Below are 14,848 nucleotides of genomic sequence, written 5' to 3' on the forward strand. Positions count from 1 at the left end.
CTCCGTTACCACCGCAAGCCCGAAGAAAGGCAGCACCACCATGAGCGGCATCTCAGCGGCGTCCTCGGGGACGTTCATCCTCGGCGGCGAGTCGGAGGTGAACCGGATCGGTTACGGCACCATGCAGCTGACCGGTCCCGGCGTATGGGGTCCCTTCCCTGACCAGGCGCAGGGTGTGCGCGTGCTGCGCCGTGCCGTGGACCTCGGCGTGACGCTCCTCGACACCGCCGACTCCTACGGTCCGGGGACCGCGGAGGAACTGCTGCACAAGGCCCTGCACCCCTACCCCGAGCACGTGGTGATCGCCACGAAGGCCGGGCTGACCCGTCCCGGCCCCGGCCAGTGGCGGCCCGACGGACGGCCCGAGTACCTGAGGCGGCAGGCGGAGTCCAGCCTGCGGCGGCTCGGCCTGGAACGCATCACCCTCTTCCAGCTCCACCGCGTCGACCCGGCCGTGCCCTTCGAGGAGCAGATCGGCGTGCTGCGGGAGCTGCGGGACGAGGGCAAGATCGCCCATGTCGGGCTCTCCGAGGTGTCCGTCGAGGAACTGGAGCGGGCCCGCGCGATCGTTCCGATCGCGTCCGTCCAGAACCTCTACAACGTGGCGCAGCGCGACTCCGAGCAGGTGTTGCGGTACGCGGAGGCGCACGGCATCGCCTTCCTGCCCTGGTTCCCGCTGGCCACCGGTCAGCTCGCTCGTCCGGGCGGCCCGCTCGCCCGGACGGCGTCCCGGCTGGGCGTGACACCGTCGCAGGCGGCCCTGGCCTGGCTGCTGCGCCGGTCGCCCGTCGTGCTGCCGATTCCCGGCACGTCGTCGGTGGATCACCTGGAGGACAACGTGGCAGCCGCCGGGCTGGAGCTGTCGCAGGCCGACTTCGAGGAACTGAGCCACCCCTTCGGGCATGGCTGACCGGGCGGCCTCCGAGGACGTCACACTGCTTTCGCGGACGCCGGCGCCACCCGTCACTGGACCCGCTTGTCCCCTCGACCTACTTGTCCACTCGACCTGCTTGACCCACCTTCCTCTTCGCTGCTCAAGGAGCTCCACCATGACCACATCGACGCCCCGCACCTCCGTGGCCGTCGCGTACCACTCCGGCTACGGACACACCGCGGTGCTCGCCGAGGCCGTCCGGCGCGGCGTCGCGGGTGCCGGGGCCGACGTGGTGTTCGTGAACGTCGACTCCGTCAGCGAGGAGCAGTGGCGGCAACTGGACGACGCGGACGCGATCATCTTCGGCTCCCCCACGTACATGGGCGGCGCCTCGTCCGGCTTCCACGCCTTCGCCGAGGCCACCAGCCGTCGGTTCATCGAGGGACGCTGGGCGGACAAGCTCGCCGCCGGTTTCACCAACTCCGCCTCCAAGAGCGGTGACAAGGGCAACACCCTCGCCTTCTTCGCCGCCCTGGCGGCTCAGCACCAGATGCTGTGGGTCAGCCTGGGCCTGGCCCCCGGCTGGAACAGCACCACCGCCTCGGAGAACGATCTGAACCGCCTGGGCTTCTGGGCCGGGGCGGGTGCGCAGACCCCCATGGACGGCGGGACCGACACCGTCCACGCCGCGGACATCGCCACGGCCGAGTACCTGGGCGCGCGGGTGGCCCGGCACGCGGCGGCGATGAGCGCCGGCCGCCGGGCTCTCTCCGTCGCCGCCTGAACTCCCGGGACGTCCTGTTGGCGCTGCCGGCCGGCGGCGCCAGTGGGCTTCCCCGGGGCGGGCCTTGACGGTGCGGGTGCTCTGTCTTCCTCCTGTGTGCGGACATGTCCTGCGCGGCCGGGGCGGTCCGCGGAGGGCCTGTCAGTCCGGGGGCCGTACCGGCGTGGCGCGGACGCGTGCACGCCGTCCGGCAGGGGGAGCCGTCAGGTGGCCGGGGCCGGCGCGCGTGATCCGGAGGGCGCCCGTCCGGGGCCGGTGCGCGCGCCCGAGTTCCGCCGCGTACGCCAGGACCAGGGGGTGCACGCCGTACAGGTCCGGTCGTAGGGGTGTGAGCAGCCGGGCGCGCACCAGTTCGGCCACGGCGGGGGCGTACGCCCGGCCGGGCACCGCGGACAGGCGCGTCAGGTCCTCGCTGCTCAGTTCCTCCCGTCCGCTCCGTGGGAGGGCGCGGAACAGCCGGGCCGCGTCGGGGCCCAGGGTGCGGTACGACCAGGAGAAGGCGGAGCGGACCGGGTTGCCCCCGTCGTCGTCGAAGACGGCCAGACCCTCCCCGGCCGCCGACAGAGCCTCGGCGGTCCACCGCAACGGCACGTCCGGGTAGGCCGTCGCCCGGGCGGCCACGACGCCCAGGGCGAGTGGCAGCCGTCCGCAGAGCCGGACGATCTCGGAGACGGCGGCGGCATCCGGCACGGCGGTGGCATCCGTCTCGGCATGCCCGGTGCTCACCCGCCGGGCGAAGCACTCGGCCGCCTCGGCGGCGGACGGGAGGTCGAGTGACAGCAGCCGGGCGCCGTTCCTGGTGGCGAGGTCGGTGAGCCTGCGGCGGCCGGTGATCACGACGGCGCACCGGGAGGAACCGGGCAGCAGTGGCCGTACCTGCGTCGCGTCGTGGGCGTTGTCGAGCACCACCAGCACCCTCCGGGTGGCCAGCACGCTGCGGAACAGGGCGGCCTTGGCCTCCGTGCGCGCGGGGAGGCGTTCCCGGTCGACCCCCAGCGCCGCGAGGAAACCGGCGAGCACCTCGCCGGGATCCGCCGGAGCACCGGAGTTTGTGAAACCCCCGAGGTCCGCGAAGAGTTGGCCGTCCGGGAAGCGGGCGGCGATGCGATGGGCCAGGTGGACGGCGAGCGCTGTTTTGCCGACGCCCGCGATGCCGTCCACGGCCAGCACGCGCAACGCGCCGTCCTCGGCCCCCGCGAAGCGTTCCGTCCACCGCAGCGGTTCCGCGCGCCCGGTGAAACACGGCAGGTCGGCGGGGAGTTGGGCAGGCACAGGCTGCGGCGCCGACGGGGTCCGAGGGACGTGCCGTGAAGCGGGCAGGGTCGCCTGGCCGGTGTGCGCGACCGGGGCACCGGCACGGGCACCGGCATCACGGGACCCGCGCAGGATGCGGGCGTACGCGGCGCGCACGTCCTTGCCGGGTGACAGGCCCAGCGCGCCCTGCAGGTCGGTGCGGAAGCGGTGGTACAGGGTGATCGCCTCGGCCTGTTTGCCGTCGGCGGCGAGCAGCAGCATCGTCCGGGCCAGCAAATGCTCGTGGAACGGGTGCCGTTCCACGGCCTGGCGCACGGCCGGCAGGACGCTGCCGGGCCGGTCGCAGCGCAGGGCGGCGGTCGCGGCCGCCGTGACGGCGGCGAGGTATTCGTGGTCGACCGCGGCGAAGAGCTGCGGGGCGGTGTCCGCGGGGGCGACGTCCGCCGCGCACCGCCCCTGCCACTGCCGCAGCGCCGCCACGAAACGGTCCACCGCCTCGTTCGGGTCCTGTGCGGCGCGGGCCTGCCGGACCAGGCGCCTGAAGGCCGTCAGGTCCAGCTCGTCCGGCCCGACCCGCAGCAGATAGCCCCCCGCACGGCGGACCAGGCGGCGTCCCGGTGCGCGGGCGGGCAGCTCCGGTTCGAGCAGGCGTCGCAGCGCGCCCACGTACCGGTGCACGGCATTGGCCGCGCTGCGGGGCGGGTCCTCGTCCCAGAGCAGACCGACGAGCTCCCCCTGGGAGACGGGGTGTCCGGCGCGGGCCAGCAGCGCCGCCAGCACGATGCGCTGCTGGCGGGGGCCGGTGGGCAGTTCGGCGCCGGCGGCCCAGACCCGGACCGGGCCCAGGACCGAGAAGCGCACGGCGGGCACGGCGGTGCCGTGCGCCGGTTCCGGTCCGGCGAAGGGCGGGCCCTTCAGGTGCGTGATCATGGCGGTCTCCGCTCGTCGCTCGCGGGCCGCCCGCCGCTCCCGGAGCTTCGGCGGCCGGGCCCCACCGTAGGGCGGGCGTTCCGCCGGGGGCATCGGTCGAATGACTCACCGCGGCCGCTGCCGGCCGGCGGACGGGAGACGAGTCAAGTGACCGATGCGCGGCGGACGGCCCCGGGCGAGGCTGGGACCCGACGGCCGTCGTCCGGGGACACCGCACCGGCCGTCCCCCGTCCCTTCGTCACACCTGCGAGGAGAGCACGCCGATGATCGGTTCCGGAAACGCCGTGGAGGACGTCGACCTGCTGGTGGTGGGCGGCGGCAAAGCCGGCAAGACCCTGGCCATGGACACCGCCCGGGCCGGCCGCAAGGTGGTCATGGTCGAGCGCGGCATGATCGGCGGCACGTGCATCAACGTGGCGTGCATCCCGACCAAGGCGCTGGTGACCAGCGCCCGGCTCGCCCGACGCGCGGCCACGGCCGAGTCCCTGGGACTGCGCCTGGGGAAGCCGGAGATCGACGTGCGGCTCCTGCGCTCCCACAAGGAGGGCGTGGTCTCGGACATGGTCGAGCTCAACCACCGGCAGTTCCTCGACAGCGGCATGGATTTCGTCCTGGGCGAGGCGCGTTTCGTCGCGGAGCGGACGGTCGAGATCGGCTTGGCGGACGGCGGGCGCCGTGTCGTGCGGGGTGCCGACGTCGTCATCAACACCGGGACCGTGCCGCACCTGCCGCCGATCCCCGGCCTGGCCGAGGCCGGAGTGCTCACCAGTGAGACGATCCAGCGGCTCGACCGTGTCCCGGAACGGCTGGTGGTGATCGGCGGCGGTTACGTCGGTCTGGAGTTCGCGCAGATGTTCGCCGCTTTCGGCAGCCGGGTCACGGTGCTCGATCACAACCCGACTCTGCTGCCCCGGGAGGATCCGGACATCACCGAAGTCCTCGCGGAGTACCTGCGCGAGGACGGCGTGGAGACGCTCGGGGGCGTCACGGTGCGGGAAGTCGTCCGGGAGGAGAACGGCGTGCGGCTGCTCCTGGACGACGGCCGCTCCCTGCTCGCGGACGACGTCCTGGCGGCGGCCGGCCGTGACCCGGTCACCGCCGGGCTGGGCCTGGAGGCGGCCGGCGTGCGCACCGACGAGCGCGGCTTCGTCCGCGTGGACGACCGGCTGGCGACCGACGCCTCCCGCACGTGGGCGGTGGGCGATGTGGCGGGCAGCCCGCAGTTCACCCACGTCTCCCTCGACGACTACCGCGTCGTGAAGGAGAACATCGCCGGCGGCGACCGCAGTACCTCGCGGCGGCTGGTCCCCTGGAACCTGTTCACCGACCCGGAGCTGGCCCGCGTGGGCCTCACGGAGGCGCAGGCCCGCGCCACCGGCAGGAACATCCGGGTGGCCAAGCTCCCCGTGAAGGCCATCCCCCGCGCCCGCACCCTGCGCGACACGCGAGGCCTGTGGAAGGCGGTCGTGGACCGCGACACCGAGGAGATCCTGGGTGTGGCACTCCTCGGCCCGGAGTCCTCGGAGGTCCTCACCGTGGTGCAGACGGCGATGTGGGCCGGACTGCCCTTCACCGCGCTGCGCGACGGACTCATCGCGCATCCGACCATGGCCGAGGGGCTGAACGCCCTCTTCGGTGCCTGGACGGACTGACCCAGCGGGGCCGGCGGCCCGAGCTCCCGACCCCTGCGGGGTGGCGGAACCCGGGCGGCCGGGCCGTCTCGAGCGCGGCGCGCGGCCCGCGGTGCTGCGGGAGACGGCCCCGGGGCCGCGACGCTCAGGACCGGTAGCCCTCGACCACGGACTGGGACCGGGTGCGGGCCTCGTCGGGGTCCTGGCCGAACTCCGCCCTGGCCCTGCGCTGCCGCAGCAGGTCCCAGCACTGGTCCAGCTCCCGTTCCAGCCGGCCGAGTCGTTCGCGCTCGGCCGCGCCATCGGTGCCGGGCGTGGTCAGGGAGTCACGCAGCCTGCGCTCCTCCTCCGCCATGGCGCGGATGCTGCGCAGGATCTCCGGGTCTTTCATGGTTCTCCTCCTCCGTCGTCCGGGGTGACGGCTCAGCCGCGGTTCTCGGCCTGGAACATCCAGCTCTGCTTCTCCATCTCGGCGGTGAGGCCGATCAGCAGGTCCTGGGTGACCGGGTCCGCCGTCGCCGTGGCCTCGACACGGGCGCGCAGGCGGCGGATGAGGGCCGCGAAGGAACGGACCAGTGCTGCCACGGCGTCGCCGTCGGCGACCCAGCCCTCCGGGAAGCCCGGGAGCCCGCTGCCGTCCGCGACGGTCCCGGCCCGGCCGTCCGGGCTGATGCCCAGGGCCGCCGCCCGTTCGGCGACCTGGTCCGCGTAGTCGCGGGCGCCGGTGACGACCTCGTCGAGTTGCTGGTGGATGCTGCGGAAACGCGGACCGTACAGATTCCAGTGGGCCTGCTTGGCCACCATGGACAGGTCGAGCAGGTCGACCAGGGTGTCCTGGAGGGCCGTTCCGGTCACTGCGCGCTCCGCGTCCGGCAGCGGACTGGAGATGATGCTCACGGTGAACTCCTCGTGTCTCTCGCCCGGGCGGGCGGTGCTCCCCCGATCCTTTCGAGCGATCGTTCTCTGGAAATCCGTCATGTGACTCAGACTCAGGGTGCGCGGCGACTCCGCCCCGGGGCGGCGGATGTCAGTTCACGGCGAAGCGCGCGGTGACGACGGCCCGGGCCAGCGTGTGTCCGGAGAGGTTGAAGCCGAGGAAGGCCGGGGTGGCGCCCCGGTCCAGGCCGAGGGTCTCCACGTCCACGGCGTGCACGGCGATGTAGTAGACGTGCTCTCCGTGCCCGGCCGGCGGCGCGGCGCCCAGGTAGCGCCTGAGCCCGGCGTCGTTGGCGAGCTGCCACGCCCCGTCCGGCAGTTCCTCGCCCCGGTCGTCCCCCGCGCCGGCCGCGAGCTCGGTCACCGTGACCGGGATGTCGACGACGGCCCAGTGCCAGAAGCCGCTGCCCGTCGGGGCGGTGGGGTCGTAGACGGTGACGGCGAAGCTCCTGGTCTCCGCGGGGAAGCCCGTCCAGGCGAGCTGAGGGGAGGTGTCCGTGCCACCGGCTCCGAAGATGCCGCTGACCTGGGCCAGGGGGAGCACGCCGCCGTCGGGGAAATCGGCGCTGGTGACGGTGAACGACGGGACCTCGGCGATGAGGTCGTAAGGGCTGGCCATGAGGGGTCCTTTCCTTGCCTGCACCGACCATGCTGGCGGCGGCGCGGCCGCAGGGGATCCGTCGGTTGACCGACGTACCCCCAGACGTGGCCACTGGCCGATGAGGACGGGATCCCGGGTGGTGATCACCCGCAGCCCCTCCGCCCGGTCAGCGGGGCGACGCCAGGGCGTGGACGAGGGTGTCCCAGTCCACCAGGTCGCTCTCGCCGCCCATGGGGACGACTTCGTACGTCTTCGCCAGCCACTCGCGGATGGGGGCCTGCTCGGTCATGAACGCGGCCAGGACGTCGGCCCGCTCCAGGCGCAGGTAAAGGAAGGGTGTGTCGTCGTGCCGCCGCGAAGGCCAGATCCGGACGTCGGCCTCACCGCTGAGTTCCTCGGTCCCCCGGCTCAGCAGGTCCCGTCCGATCACCCAGGTCACGTGCGGTGCGGACGGTGTCATGAGGTCCAGCCGCACGGAGAAGGGAGCCGTCGCACCGAAGGTGAACCGGCAGGGCACGGAGGCGTCCTGCGGCGGTGCGAAGAGGTTGTGGAGGGTGACGTCGAGCGTCAGAGGGTCCTCGGGGCGGCGCGTCCGCGGCTGACTCATGTGTCCGGTCCTTTGCACGACTGACCGGTGGTGAGCCACCGGATCCCGTGAGCGTCGCCGAAAGCAGTGGAAAATAAGTGGAAGCCCGTATCGGTCGTTCGACTGCCTCCGCACAGCTGGCACACGTATCTGGTCACACGTGTGCGCAGAGGTAGGATGCGACCCTGGCAGTGCGGTACTCAATGATGGCGGGCGACTGCGGACCAGCGCGCGTCCGGGGGTCCTGGGGCATGGGAACGTGTGCATGATCGGGCGCGACAGGCAGTACAAGCAGCTGGTGGACCTCCTCGCCGCGGCACGGGAGGGGCGAGGCTCCTCCGCTCTGGTTACCGGTGAAGCCGGAATCGGCAAGAGCAGCCTCGCCGCCGAGATCGTCGACGCGGCGTCCGCCTCGGGTTTCCAGGTCCTGTCCTGCCACGGCGTCCGCGGGGCGGGCACGGTCGGTTTCGAAGGGCTGCACGAGTTGCTGCTGCCGCTCCTGCACCGCGTGGACACCCTGGCGCCGCGGCAGCGCACGGCCCTTGAGGTGGCGTTCGGTGCCGAGGGCGAGCCGGCCGACCGCCTCGTCACAGGGCTCGCCGCGTTCGGGCTGCTGGAGGAGGCCGCGGCCCGCACTCCCCTGCTCGTGCTGGTCGAGGACCTGCACTGGCTCGACCTGTCCACGGCCGACATCGTTGCCTTCCTCGCGGCCCGCATGGGCGTCATGCCGGTCCTGCTCCTGGCCACCAGCCGCGCCGAACGCATCTACCCCGACCGGAGCCCGCGTTTCAAGCACCGCGTGCCGCTGGCACCGCTCTCCCAGGAGGACGCGCTGGAGCTGCTCTCCCTGCGGGCGCCCGCACTGTCGGCGCCGCAGCGGCGCCATCTCATCGAGCGGGCCATGGGCAATCCGCTCGCCCTGACCGAGTGGTCGGCCGATCCCACGCTCGCCGACGGGCGGGCATCCGCCGCACGCGGCCGCGTCCCCATGGGCAAACGGCTGGAGGACTCCTTCCTCGCCGAGGTCGCCCTGCTGCCGCCGGGGACCCAGCGTGCCCTCCTGGTCGCCGCCGCGGGACAGGACGCCAGCAGCCACGAGGTGCTCACCGCGGCGCAGAGCCTCGGCCTGGAGCAGAGGGACTTCGCACCGGCCGAGAGCTACGGTCTGCTCAGGGTCGGCGACGGTGGCTTCCGGTTCCGCCACCCGCTGGTGGGCTCGGCGGTGTACGACAACGCCGACTCGGACATGCGCTCCCGTGTGCACACCGCGCTGGCCGCGGCCATCGTCGGCACCGCACGCGCCACCCAGCACCGGGCCGCGGCGGTCACCGGCTGGAACGAGAACGTGGCCGCCGAACTGGAAGAACTCGCCGTGGCCACCGGACGGCGCGGCGCGCTGACCGAGGCCGCCGCGGCGTGGCGGCGCGCGGTCTCGCTGACCCCCGTGCCGACCGTGCGGGCGCGGCGGACGGTGATGGCGGCGGAGGCCGCGCGGCAGGCCGGGGCGACCGCCGAGGCCGTGGACTTGCTGACCCGGGCGAAGCCCCCGGCCGGGGACGAGGCGTCGGTCATGCAGCTCGCGCGCACCGAATGGATGCTGGCCAGCACCAGCACCGTGCTCCCCGACCGGGGTGCTGACGAACTGATCGCCCTGTCGCGGACCCTCAGCAGCCCGGACGACCGGGTCGAGGTCCTCACCTGGGCGGCGGTGCGCGGCTACACCCGGCAGGACCTGTCCCCCGAGGTCACGTCCGCGGTGGCCGAGGAACTGCGGCGCCCCGGCACCGCCGTCACGGAACGGCAGCGGCTGCTGCGCAGCATCGCCCTGGTCCTGATCGGGTCGACTGACCGGCTTCCCCCGATCGAGCGGGCGCTGTCGGTCTTCGAGCGGCAGGTGCGCGAGACGGACGCGACACTGCTGAACTGCCTGGCGTTCGCCTACGAGGACGCCCATGACCTCGTCGGTGCCGAACGCGTCTGGAGCGCCGAGGCCGACCTGTTCCACCGCGCGGCGCGCAGCAGCGACGAGACGGTGGCTCTGGCCGGGCGCAGCACGGTCCGCCTGAACGCCGGCGCGATCGCAGCGGGCCTCGCCGACGGCGAGCAGGCATTGCGCCTGAGCGTCGAACTGGAGTTGTCGGTGGTCGGTGCGCTCTGCGCGGCGAACATCGCCCGGGCCCGGGCGTGGCGCGGCGAGCACGATCTGGCGAGCGCCGCCCTGGACACCTGCACCGCGCTGTCCGGGCTGATGCCCTTCGCCAGGGTGACGGCCATCGCGTCCTGGGCGTCGGCGCAGCTGGCCACCGACGAAGGCCGTTACGAGGACGCGGTCGTCCACCTGCTGGAGAGCGTGGCGCATCCGCCCATCGGCGTGTGGGCCGGCGGCGACCTCGCCGACGTGGCCGTGCGGGCCGGCCGGCCGGAGGCGGCGGAGGGCTGGCTCGAGATGGCGACGGCCGCCCTCGCGGTCAGCGGCTCCGACCACCTCGCGATGCTGGTGGAGCGGACGCGGGCGCTGCTGGCCCCGCCCGGTGACGCGCGGAACCACTTCGAGTCGGCCCTCCGGCACGGTGAACGGTCCGCCGCGCACCTCGACCTGGCCAAGACCCGGTTGCTCTACGGTGAGTGGCTCCGGCGCGAGCGGCACATCATGGAGGCCCGAGGCCACCTCTCGGCAGCGCTGCACGTCTTCGAGACGCACCACGCGCAACCGCTCGTGCGGCGGACGGCGAGGGAGCTGGCCGCGGCCGGCAGCGTCCAGCCGACGCAGTCGCCGCGCACCTTGGACGCCGGTGTCGTGCTCACCGCCCAGGAGCTGCACGTCGCCCGGCTGGCCGCCCAGGGGCACTCCAACAAGCAGATCGCCGACCAGCTGTACCTCTCCCACCGCACCGTCGGGGCACATCTGTACAGCGCCTACGGCAAGTTGCACATCAACCGGCGGTCCCAGCTCGCGGCCGCCCTCGCGGCCGCACGCGACTGACCCTGACACCCCGCCGACGGCGGTGGCGGCCGGCGGACACGTGGTGCGGCGTCGTCACTCCTCGCTCCGGGAGGGTCGTAAGTCGTTTTACGGATTCCCCCGCCGACGTCCGCCAGGAAGCTGGACAGGTACGCGGCGCCGCACCCACGGCCCGTCCGCCCCTGTGTGGAGGAAAGAACATGCCGTTCATCACCGTCGGCCAGGAGAACACCACCGACATCGAGCTGTACTACGAGGACCACGGCACGGGCCGGCCGGTCGTCCTGATCCACGGCTTCCCGCTGGACGGGCACTCCTGGGAGAAGCAGACCGCCGCCCTGCTGGACGCCGGTTACCGCGTCATCACCTACGACCGCCGCGGTTTCGGCCGCTCCTCGCAGCCCACCACCGGCTACGACTACGACACCTTCGCCGCCGACCTCAACACGGTGCTGGAGACCCTCGACCTCCAGGGCGTCACCCTCGTCGGCTTCTCGATGGGCACCGGCGAGGTCGGCCGCTACCTCGGCACCTACGGCTCCGCCCGCGTCGCCAAGGCGGCCTTCCTGGCCTCCCTGGAGCCCTTCCTGCTGAAGACCGACGACAATCCGAACGGCGCCGCCGACCAGGCCTTCTTCCAGGACATCTCCGACACGGTCAAGAACGACCGCTACGCCTACTACACCGCGTTCTACCGGGACTTCTACAACCTGGACGACAACCTCGGCACCCGGATCAGCGAGGAAGCGGTCCGCAACAGCTGGAACACCGCCGCCTCCGGTGGCTCCTACGCGGCCTCCGCCGCGCCCCTGACCTGGCCCACCGACTTCCGCGCGGACATCCCCAGGATCGACGTTCCGGCGCTCATCCTGCACGGCACCGCCGACAACATCCTCCCCATCGACTCGACCGCCCGCCCCTTCCACAAGGCCCTCCCGCACGCCGACTACGTCGAGGTCGACGGTGCCCCGCACGGCTTGCTGTGGACCCACGCCGCCGAGGTGAACGAGGCGCTCCTCGCCTTCCTCGCCAGGTGACCGGTGCCGGTGCCGTTCCCCGCGGAGGGAACGCCACCGGCCGTCCGTACGAGAGCGCCCCCGCGGAACCTGCCGCGGGGGCACTCTCGCTGTGCGGCTGCAGTCGAACGACCGATGCCGTGTCCGCCGTCCGCTGGCACGCTGCTGGCGGCGGGACCGGGTCCCCGACCCGCGACCGCGAGGACGGGACGGCCCACCGGCCCCGAACGACCCGAACAGACACCCGAGCAAGGCGCACCTGCGTCGAAGGGATCACCGCGATGGCGACCTCCTTTCCCGAGATCGGCGACCGTCCCGAGGACCTCGCCGCCCTGGCCTCGGTCCGGCTGACCGAGGAACAGCTCGCCCGAGCGGTCCGGTACGCCGAGCCGGAGCACGTGGCCGACCGGCAGGTGCTGTCCGAGGTCGGGGACGACTCAGGTGACCTGCTGCTGTGCGGCAGCGCCCGCCTGGAGGCCGTGCGGCCGTCCGCCGGCCGGGACGAGGACCAGGTGCTGATGCGCTACGGTCCCGGCCAGTTCGTCGGCGAACTCGGCCTCCTCACCGGTCAACGCCGGCACCTTCGGGTGCGGGTGCGCAGACCGGGCACCGTGCACCGGGTCGATCCGCCGTCGTTCCGGCTGCTCATGGCCCGGGACACCGAGCTGTCCGATCTCTTCCTGCGCGCCTTCCTCGCCCGGCGCAGGCTGCTCCGGCAGGCCACCGCGCAGACGCTCCGGGTGGTGGGCGACGCGGAGTCGGCCACCGGCATGCGGCTGCGGACCTTCCTCGCCCGCCAGGGGGTCGCTCACGCGTGGCTTGCGCACACGTCGGCCGAGGGAACCGCCCTGCTCCGGGCCGCCGGTCCGGGAGACACCGACCTGCCGGTCGCCGTGATCGGCTCCGAGGTGCTCGCGGGCGTCACCCCCGGCTCGCTCAGTGAGCGGCTCGACCTCGCCTACCGCCACACCGGCGACGGCACCGCGGACCTGACCGTGGTGGGCGCCGGCCCCGCCGGTCTCGCGGCCGCGGTCCACGGGGCCTCCGAGGGGCTGCGCACGGTGCTGCTCGACGCCGTCGCCACCGGTGGGCAGGCCGCCACCAGCGCACGGATCGAGAACTACCTCGGTTTCCCGTTCGGGCTGAGCGGCGCCGACCTCACCGCGCGAGCCGCCGTGCAGGCGCTGAAGTTCGGCGCCAGGATCGCCAGCCCGTGCAGCGTCGTCGCGCTGGAGCCCGGCCCGCGCGAGCACGTGGTGACGCTGTCCGACGGCGAGCGGATCCGGACGCGGGCCGTGGTCCTCGCCACCGGCGCCGCGTACCGGGCCCTGCCCGTCGACCGGTGGACCGAACTGACCGGACGGGGCATCTTCTACGCCGCCACGGACTTGGAGGCCCAGACCGTGGCCGGAGCCCCGGTCGCCGTGGTGGGCGGGGCCAATTCGGCGGGGCAGGCGGCACTGCACCTCGCGCGTCACGCGCAGGCGGTCACCCTGGTGGTGCGCGGCGGCGACCTGGGGACCAGGATGTCCGCCTACCTGGTCGAGCGCATCCTGGGGGACCCGCGCATCACCGTCCTGACCGGCACGGAGGTGACCGGGCTGCACGGCGGCGAACGGCTGGACGCGGTGACGCTCACGCACCGCGACGGTGCGGCGCGACGGGTCGCCTGCGCCGGGCTGTTCTGCTTCATCGGGGCCGAGCCGGCCACCGAGTGGCTGCACGGGGTGGCCCTGGACGACAAGGGCTTCGTCCGCACGGACCTCACGCTGTCGGAGGCGGACCTGGGACCGCGGTGGCGGGAGGAGGGACGCCGGCCACTGCCGTACGAGACCAGCGTGGCGGGCGTGTTCGCCGCGGGCGACGTCCGGTCGTCGTCGCTCAAGCGGGTCGCGGCGGCCGCCGGCGACGGCGCCGGGGCCGTCCGCTCGGTGCACCAGTACCTGGCCCTGGCCGCACGTACCTGACGCATCACCGCCGCTGCGTCACCGGGGAAGAGCAACTCCCCTCCCGGAACGAACCTTTCACACCACAGGAGTCCTCCCATGCCCACTCACCTCGCCGATCAGGCCGAGACCCGGTACGTGGCGGGGCCGCGGGGCGAGCGTTTCGCCTACCGCCGCTTCGGCCGCGCCGGCACCCGCCCGCTGGTGATGCACATGCGGCTGCGCGGCACGATCGACCACTGGGACCCGGCGCTGCTCGACCCGCTGGCGGACCGGCGTGAAGTCGTCGTCTTCGACAACCGCGGCACCAACTTCTCCACCGGTGCACCGCCGTCGACCATGGAGGGCCTGGTCGAAGGGTCCCTGGCCTTCATGGAAGCGCTGAGGCTCGACGACGTCGACGTGCTGGGCTGGTCGATGGGCGGCATCGTCGCGCAGGGCGTGGCCCTGACCGCGCCCGGTCTGGTCAGCCGGCTGGTCGTGGCGGGAAGTTCACCGGGCGGCGTCCCCGGCCTGCCGGCGCCGCCGGAGCGCGTCGCGCGGATCACCGGCAAGGACGTCAACGACGACGAGGACTTCCTCCACCTGTTCTTCCCCGGGACGGCCAGGGCTCGCGCCGCCGGGCTGGCCTCCCTGCGGCGTCTCGACCGGCGGCTGGGGCAGTCGAAGGCCGTGGTGGGCCCCGAGGCGTTCCACGGCCAGGTCGCGGCCATCAGCGGCTTCGGGGGGTACTGGGACCGGCAGGCGGAACTCACGCTCCCCGTGCTGGCCGCCAACGGAGCCCAGGACGTGATGATCCACGCCTACGCCACGTACGCGATGTCCCAGCGGTTGCCCGACGCCAAGGTCGTGCTCTACAGCGACGCCGGGCACGGTTTCCTGTTCCAGCACGCGGAGGACTTCGCCCGCGAGGTCAACGCGTTCCTGGACCGCTGACCTGAGCGGGGCGCCCGCGCTCGGGGACGCCCCTCAGGCGATCTCGTCCATGTGCTCCTCCACCCAGCCGCGCAGCTGGGCCAGGGGTTCCGCCACGCTGCGGCCGAGCGCGGTCAGTTCGTACTCGACGTGCAGCGGTACCGCCGGGTAGACGGTCCGTTCCACGAATCCCCGGTCCTGCAGCCGGCGCAGCGTGGCGGTGAGCACCTTGGGGCTCACCCCCTCAAGGCGCCTCTGCAGGGCTCCGAAGCGCTGCGGGCCCTCCTCCATGGCCCCGATGGCCAGTGCCGACCACTTGTTCGCCAGGAGGTCGAGCACGTCACGGCACGGACATTGGGCTGCGTACACGTCGTGGTGATCGTGCCGCTGGGACTCGCAGAGCCTCGCCATGG

Annotated in this window: 13 protein-coding genes; 7 read left to right on the plus strand and 6 right to left on the minus strand. The window is 73.2% G+C overall.

Features of this window, described 5'->3' with window-relative positions:
• The first annotated feature begins 40 nt into the window (after positions 1-40).
• Both GL259_RS02475 and GL259_RS02480 read left to right on the plus strand, forming a co-directional pair.
• Positions 41-910, plus strand: coding sequence for an aldo/keto reductase (locus tag GL259_RS02475; RefSeq protein ID WP_159528773.1), 870 nt, complete (start codon positions 41-43; stop codon positions 908-910).
• Between the two features lie 139 nt (positions 911-1,049).
• Positions 1,050-1,658: a flavodoxin family protein gene (locus tag GL259_RS02480; protein WP_159528775.1), complete on the plus strand. Its 609-nt coding sequence runs from the start codon at positions 1,050-1,052 to the stop codon at positions 1,656-1,658.
• Positions 1,659-1,799: 141 nt separating this feature from the next.
• Here the strand turns inward: GL259_RS02480 and GL259_RS02485 are convergent, their stop codons facing one another.
• Positions 1,800-3,842: a BTAD domain-containing putative transcriptional regulator gene (locus GL259_RS02485; protein ID WP_159528777.1), complete on the minus strand. Its 2,043-nt coding sequence runs from the start codon at positions 3,840-3,842 to the stop codon at positions 1,800-1,802.
• 263 nt (positions 3,843-4,105) lie between these two features.
• Between GL259_RS02485 and GL259_RS02490 the strand changes: the two genes are divergently transcribed.
• Entirely contained in the window at positions 4,106-5,494 is a 1,389-nt protein-coding gene (locus tag GL259_RS02490; protein WP_159528779.1) for an FAD-dependent oxidoreductase, read from the plus strand.
• 124 nt (positions 5,495-5,618) lie between these two features.
• On the opposite strand, the gene GL259_RS02495 is transcribed toward GL259_RS02490, so the two are convergent.
• From GL259_RS02495 to GL259_RS02510, 4 genes are all read right to left on the minus strand, one after another.
• Entirely contained in the window at positions 5,619-5,864 is a 246-nt protein-coding gene (locus GL259_RS02495; protein ID WP_159528781.1) for a DUF2630 family protein, read from the minus strand.
• Between the two features lie 32 nt (positions 5,865-5,896).
• Positions 5,897-6,370 (minus strand): DNA starvation/stationary phase protection protein, encoded by a 474-nt coding sequence (locus GL259_RS02500; RefSeq protein ID WP_159528783.1) that lies wholly within the window; start codon positions 6,368-6,370, stop codon positions 5,897-5,899.
• A gap of 130 nt (positions 6,371-6,500) precedes the next feature.
• Positions 6,501-7,028 (minus strand): YbhB/YbcL family Raf kinase inhibitor-like protein, encoded by a 528-nt coding sequence (locus GL259_RS02505; protein ID WP_159528785.1) that lies wholly within the window; start codon positions 7,026-7,028, stop codon positions 6,501-6,503.
• 148 nt (positions 7,029-7,176) lie between these two features.
• Positions 7,177-7,617, minus strand: coding sequence for an SsgA family sporulation/cell division regulator (locus GL259_RS02510; RefSeq protein WP_159528787.1), 441 nt, complete (start codon positions 7,615-7,617; stop codon positions 7,177-7,179).
• Between the two features lie 244 nt (positions 7,618-7,861).
• Between GL259_RS02510 and GL259_RS02515 the strand changes: the two genes are divergently transcribed.
• The 4 genes from GL259_RS02515 (at position 7,862) to GL259_RS02530 (ending at position 14,456) form a co-directional block, all read left to right on the plus strand.
• Positions 7,862-10,579: a helix-turn-helix transcriptional regulator gene (locus GL259_RS02515; RefSeq protein ID WP_159528789.1), complete on the plus strand. Its 2,718-nt coding sequence runs from the start codon at positions 7,862-7,864 to the stop codon at positions 10,577-10,579.
• Positions 10,580-10,758: 179 nt separating this feature from the next.
• Positions 10,759-11,595 (plus strand): alpha/beta hydrolase, encoded by an 837-nt coding sequence (locus GL259_RS02520; RefSeq protein WP_159528791.1) that lies wholly within the window; start codon positions 10,759-10,761, stop codon positions 11,593-11,595.
• Positions 11,596-11,855: 260 nt separating this feature from the next.
• Complete coding sequence (locus GL259_RS02525; RefSeq protein WP_159528793.1) at positions 11,856-13,541, plus strand: cyclic nucleotide-binding domain-containing thioredoxin-disulfide reductase; 1,686 nt, start codon at positions 11,856-11,858, stop codon at positions 13,539-13,541.
• Positions 13,542-13,619: 78 nt separating this feature from the next.
• The gene (locus GL259_RS02530; RefSeq protein ID WP_159528795.1) at positions 13,620-14,456 is read left to right on the plus strand and encodes an alpha/beta hydrolase; all 837 of its coding nucleotides are present in this window, start codon (positions 13,620-13,622) and stop codon (positions 14,454-14,456) included.
• Between the two features lie 33 nt (positions 14,457-14,489).
• Here GL259_RS02530 and GL259_RS02535 read toward each other — a convergent pair whose 3' ends face one another.
• Positions 14,490-14,846 (minus strand): helix-turn-helix domain-containing protein, encoded by a 357-nt coding sequence (locus GL259_RS02535; RefSeq protein WP_159528797.1) that lies wholly within the window; start codon positions 14,844-14,846, stop codon positions 14,490-14,492.
• Between the last annotated feature and the right edge of the window lie 2 nt (positions 14,847-14,848).

The sequence above is a fragment of the Streptomyces sp. Tu 3180 genome, from assembly GCF_009852415.1.
Lineage (GTDB): Bacteria > Actinomycetota > Actinomycetes > Streptomycetales > Streptomycetaceae > Streptomyces.

Bases quoted from the DNA above. Each gene is read 5' to 3' on its own strand.
- GL259_RS02505 (WP_159528785.1), bottom strand. From the start codon at position 7,028: ATGGCCAGCCCTTACGACCTCATCGCCGAGGTCCCGTCGTTCACCGTC.
- GL259_RS02510 (WP_159528787.1), bottom strand. From the start codon at position 7,617: ATGAGTCAGCCGCGGACGCGCCGCCCCGAGGACCCTCTGACGCTCGAC.
- GL259_RS02485 (WP_159528777.1), bottom strand. From the start codon at position 3,842: ATGATCACGCACCTGAAGGGCCCGCCCTTCGCCGGACCGGAACCGGCG.
- GL259_RS02515 (WP_159528789.1), top strand. From the start codon at position 7,862: ATGATCGGGCGCGACAGGCAGTACAAGCAGCTGGTGGACCTCCTCGCC.
- GL259_RS02525 (WP_159528793.1), top strand. From the start codon at position 11,856: ATGGCGACCTCCTTTCCCGAGATCGGCGACCGTCCCGAGGACCTCGCC.
- GL259_RS02475 (WP_159528773.1), top strand. From the start codon at position 41: ATGAGCGGCATCTCAGCGGCGTCCTCGGGGACGTTCATCCTCGGCGGC.
- GL259_RS02530 (WP_159528795.1), top strand. From the start codon at position 13,620: ATGCCCACTCACCTCGCCGATCAGGCCGAGACCCGGTACGTGGCGGGG.
- GL259_RS02495 (WP_159528781.1), bottom strand. From the start codon at position 5,864: ATGAAAGACCCGGAGATCCTGCGCAGCATCCGCGCCATGGCGGAGGAG.
- GL259_RS02490 (WP_159528779.1), top strand. From the start codon at position 4,106: ATGATCGGTTCCGGAAACGCCGTGGAGGACGTCGACCTGCTGGTGGTG.
- GL259_RS02480 (WP_159528775.1), top strand. From the start codon at position 1,050: ATGACCACATCGACGCCCCGCACCTCCGTGGCCGTCGCGTACCACTCC.
- GL259_RS02520 (WP_159528791.1), top strand. From the start codon at position 10,759: ATGCCGTTCATCACCGTCGGCCAGGAGAACACCACCGACATCGAGCTG.
- GL259_RS02535 (WP_159528797.1), bottom strand. From the start codon at position 14,846: ATGGCGAGGCTCTGCGAGTCCCAGCGGCACGATCACCACGACGTGTAC.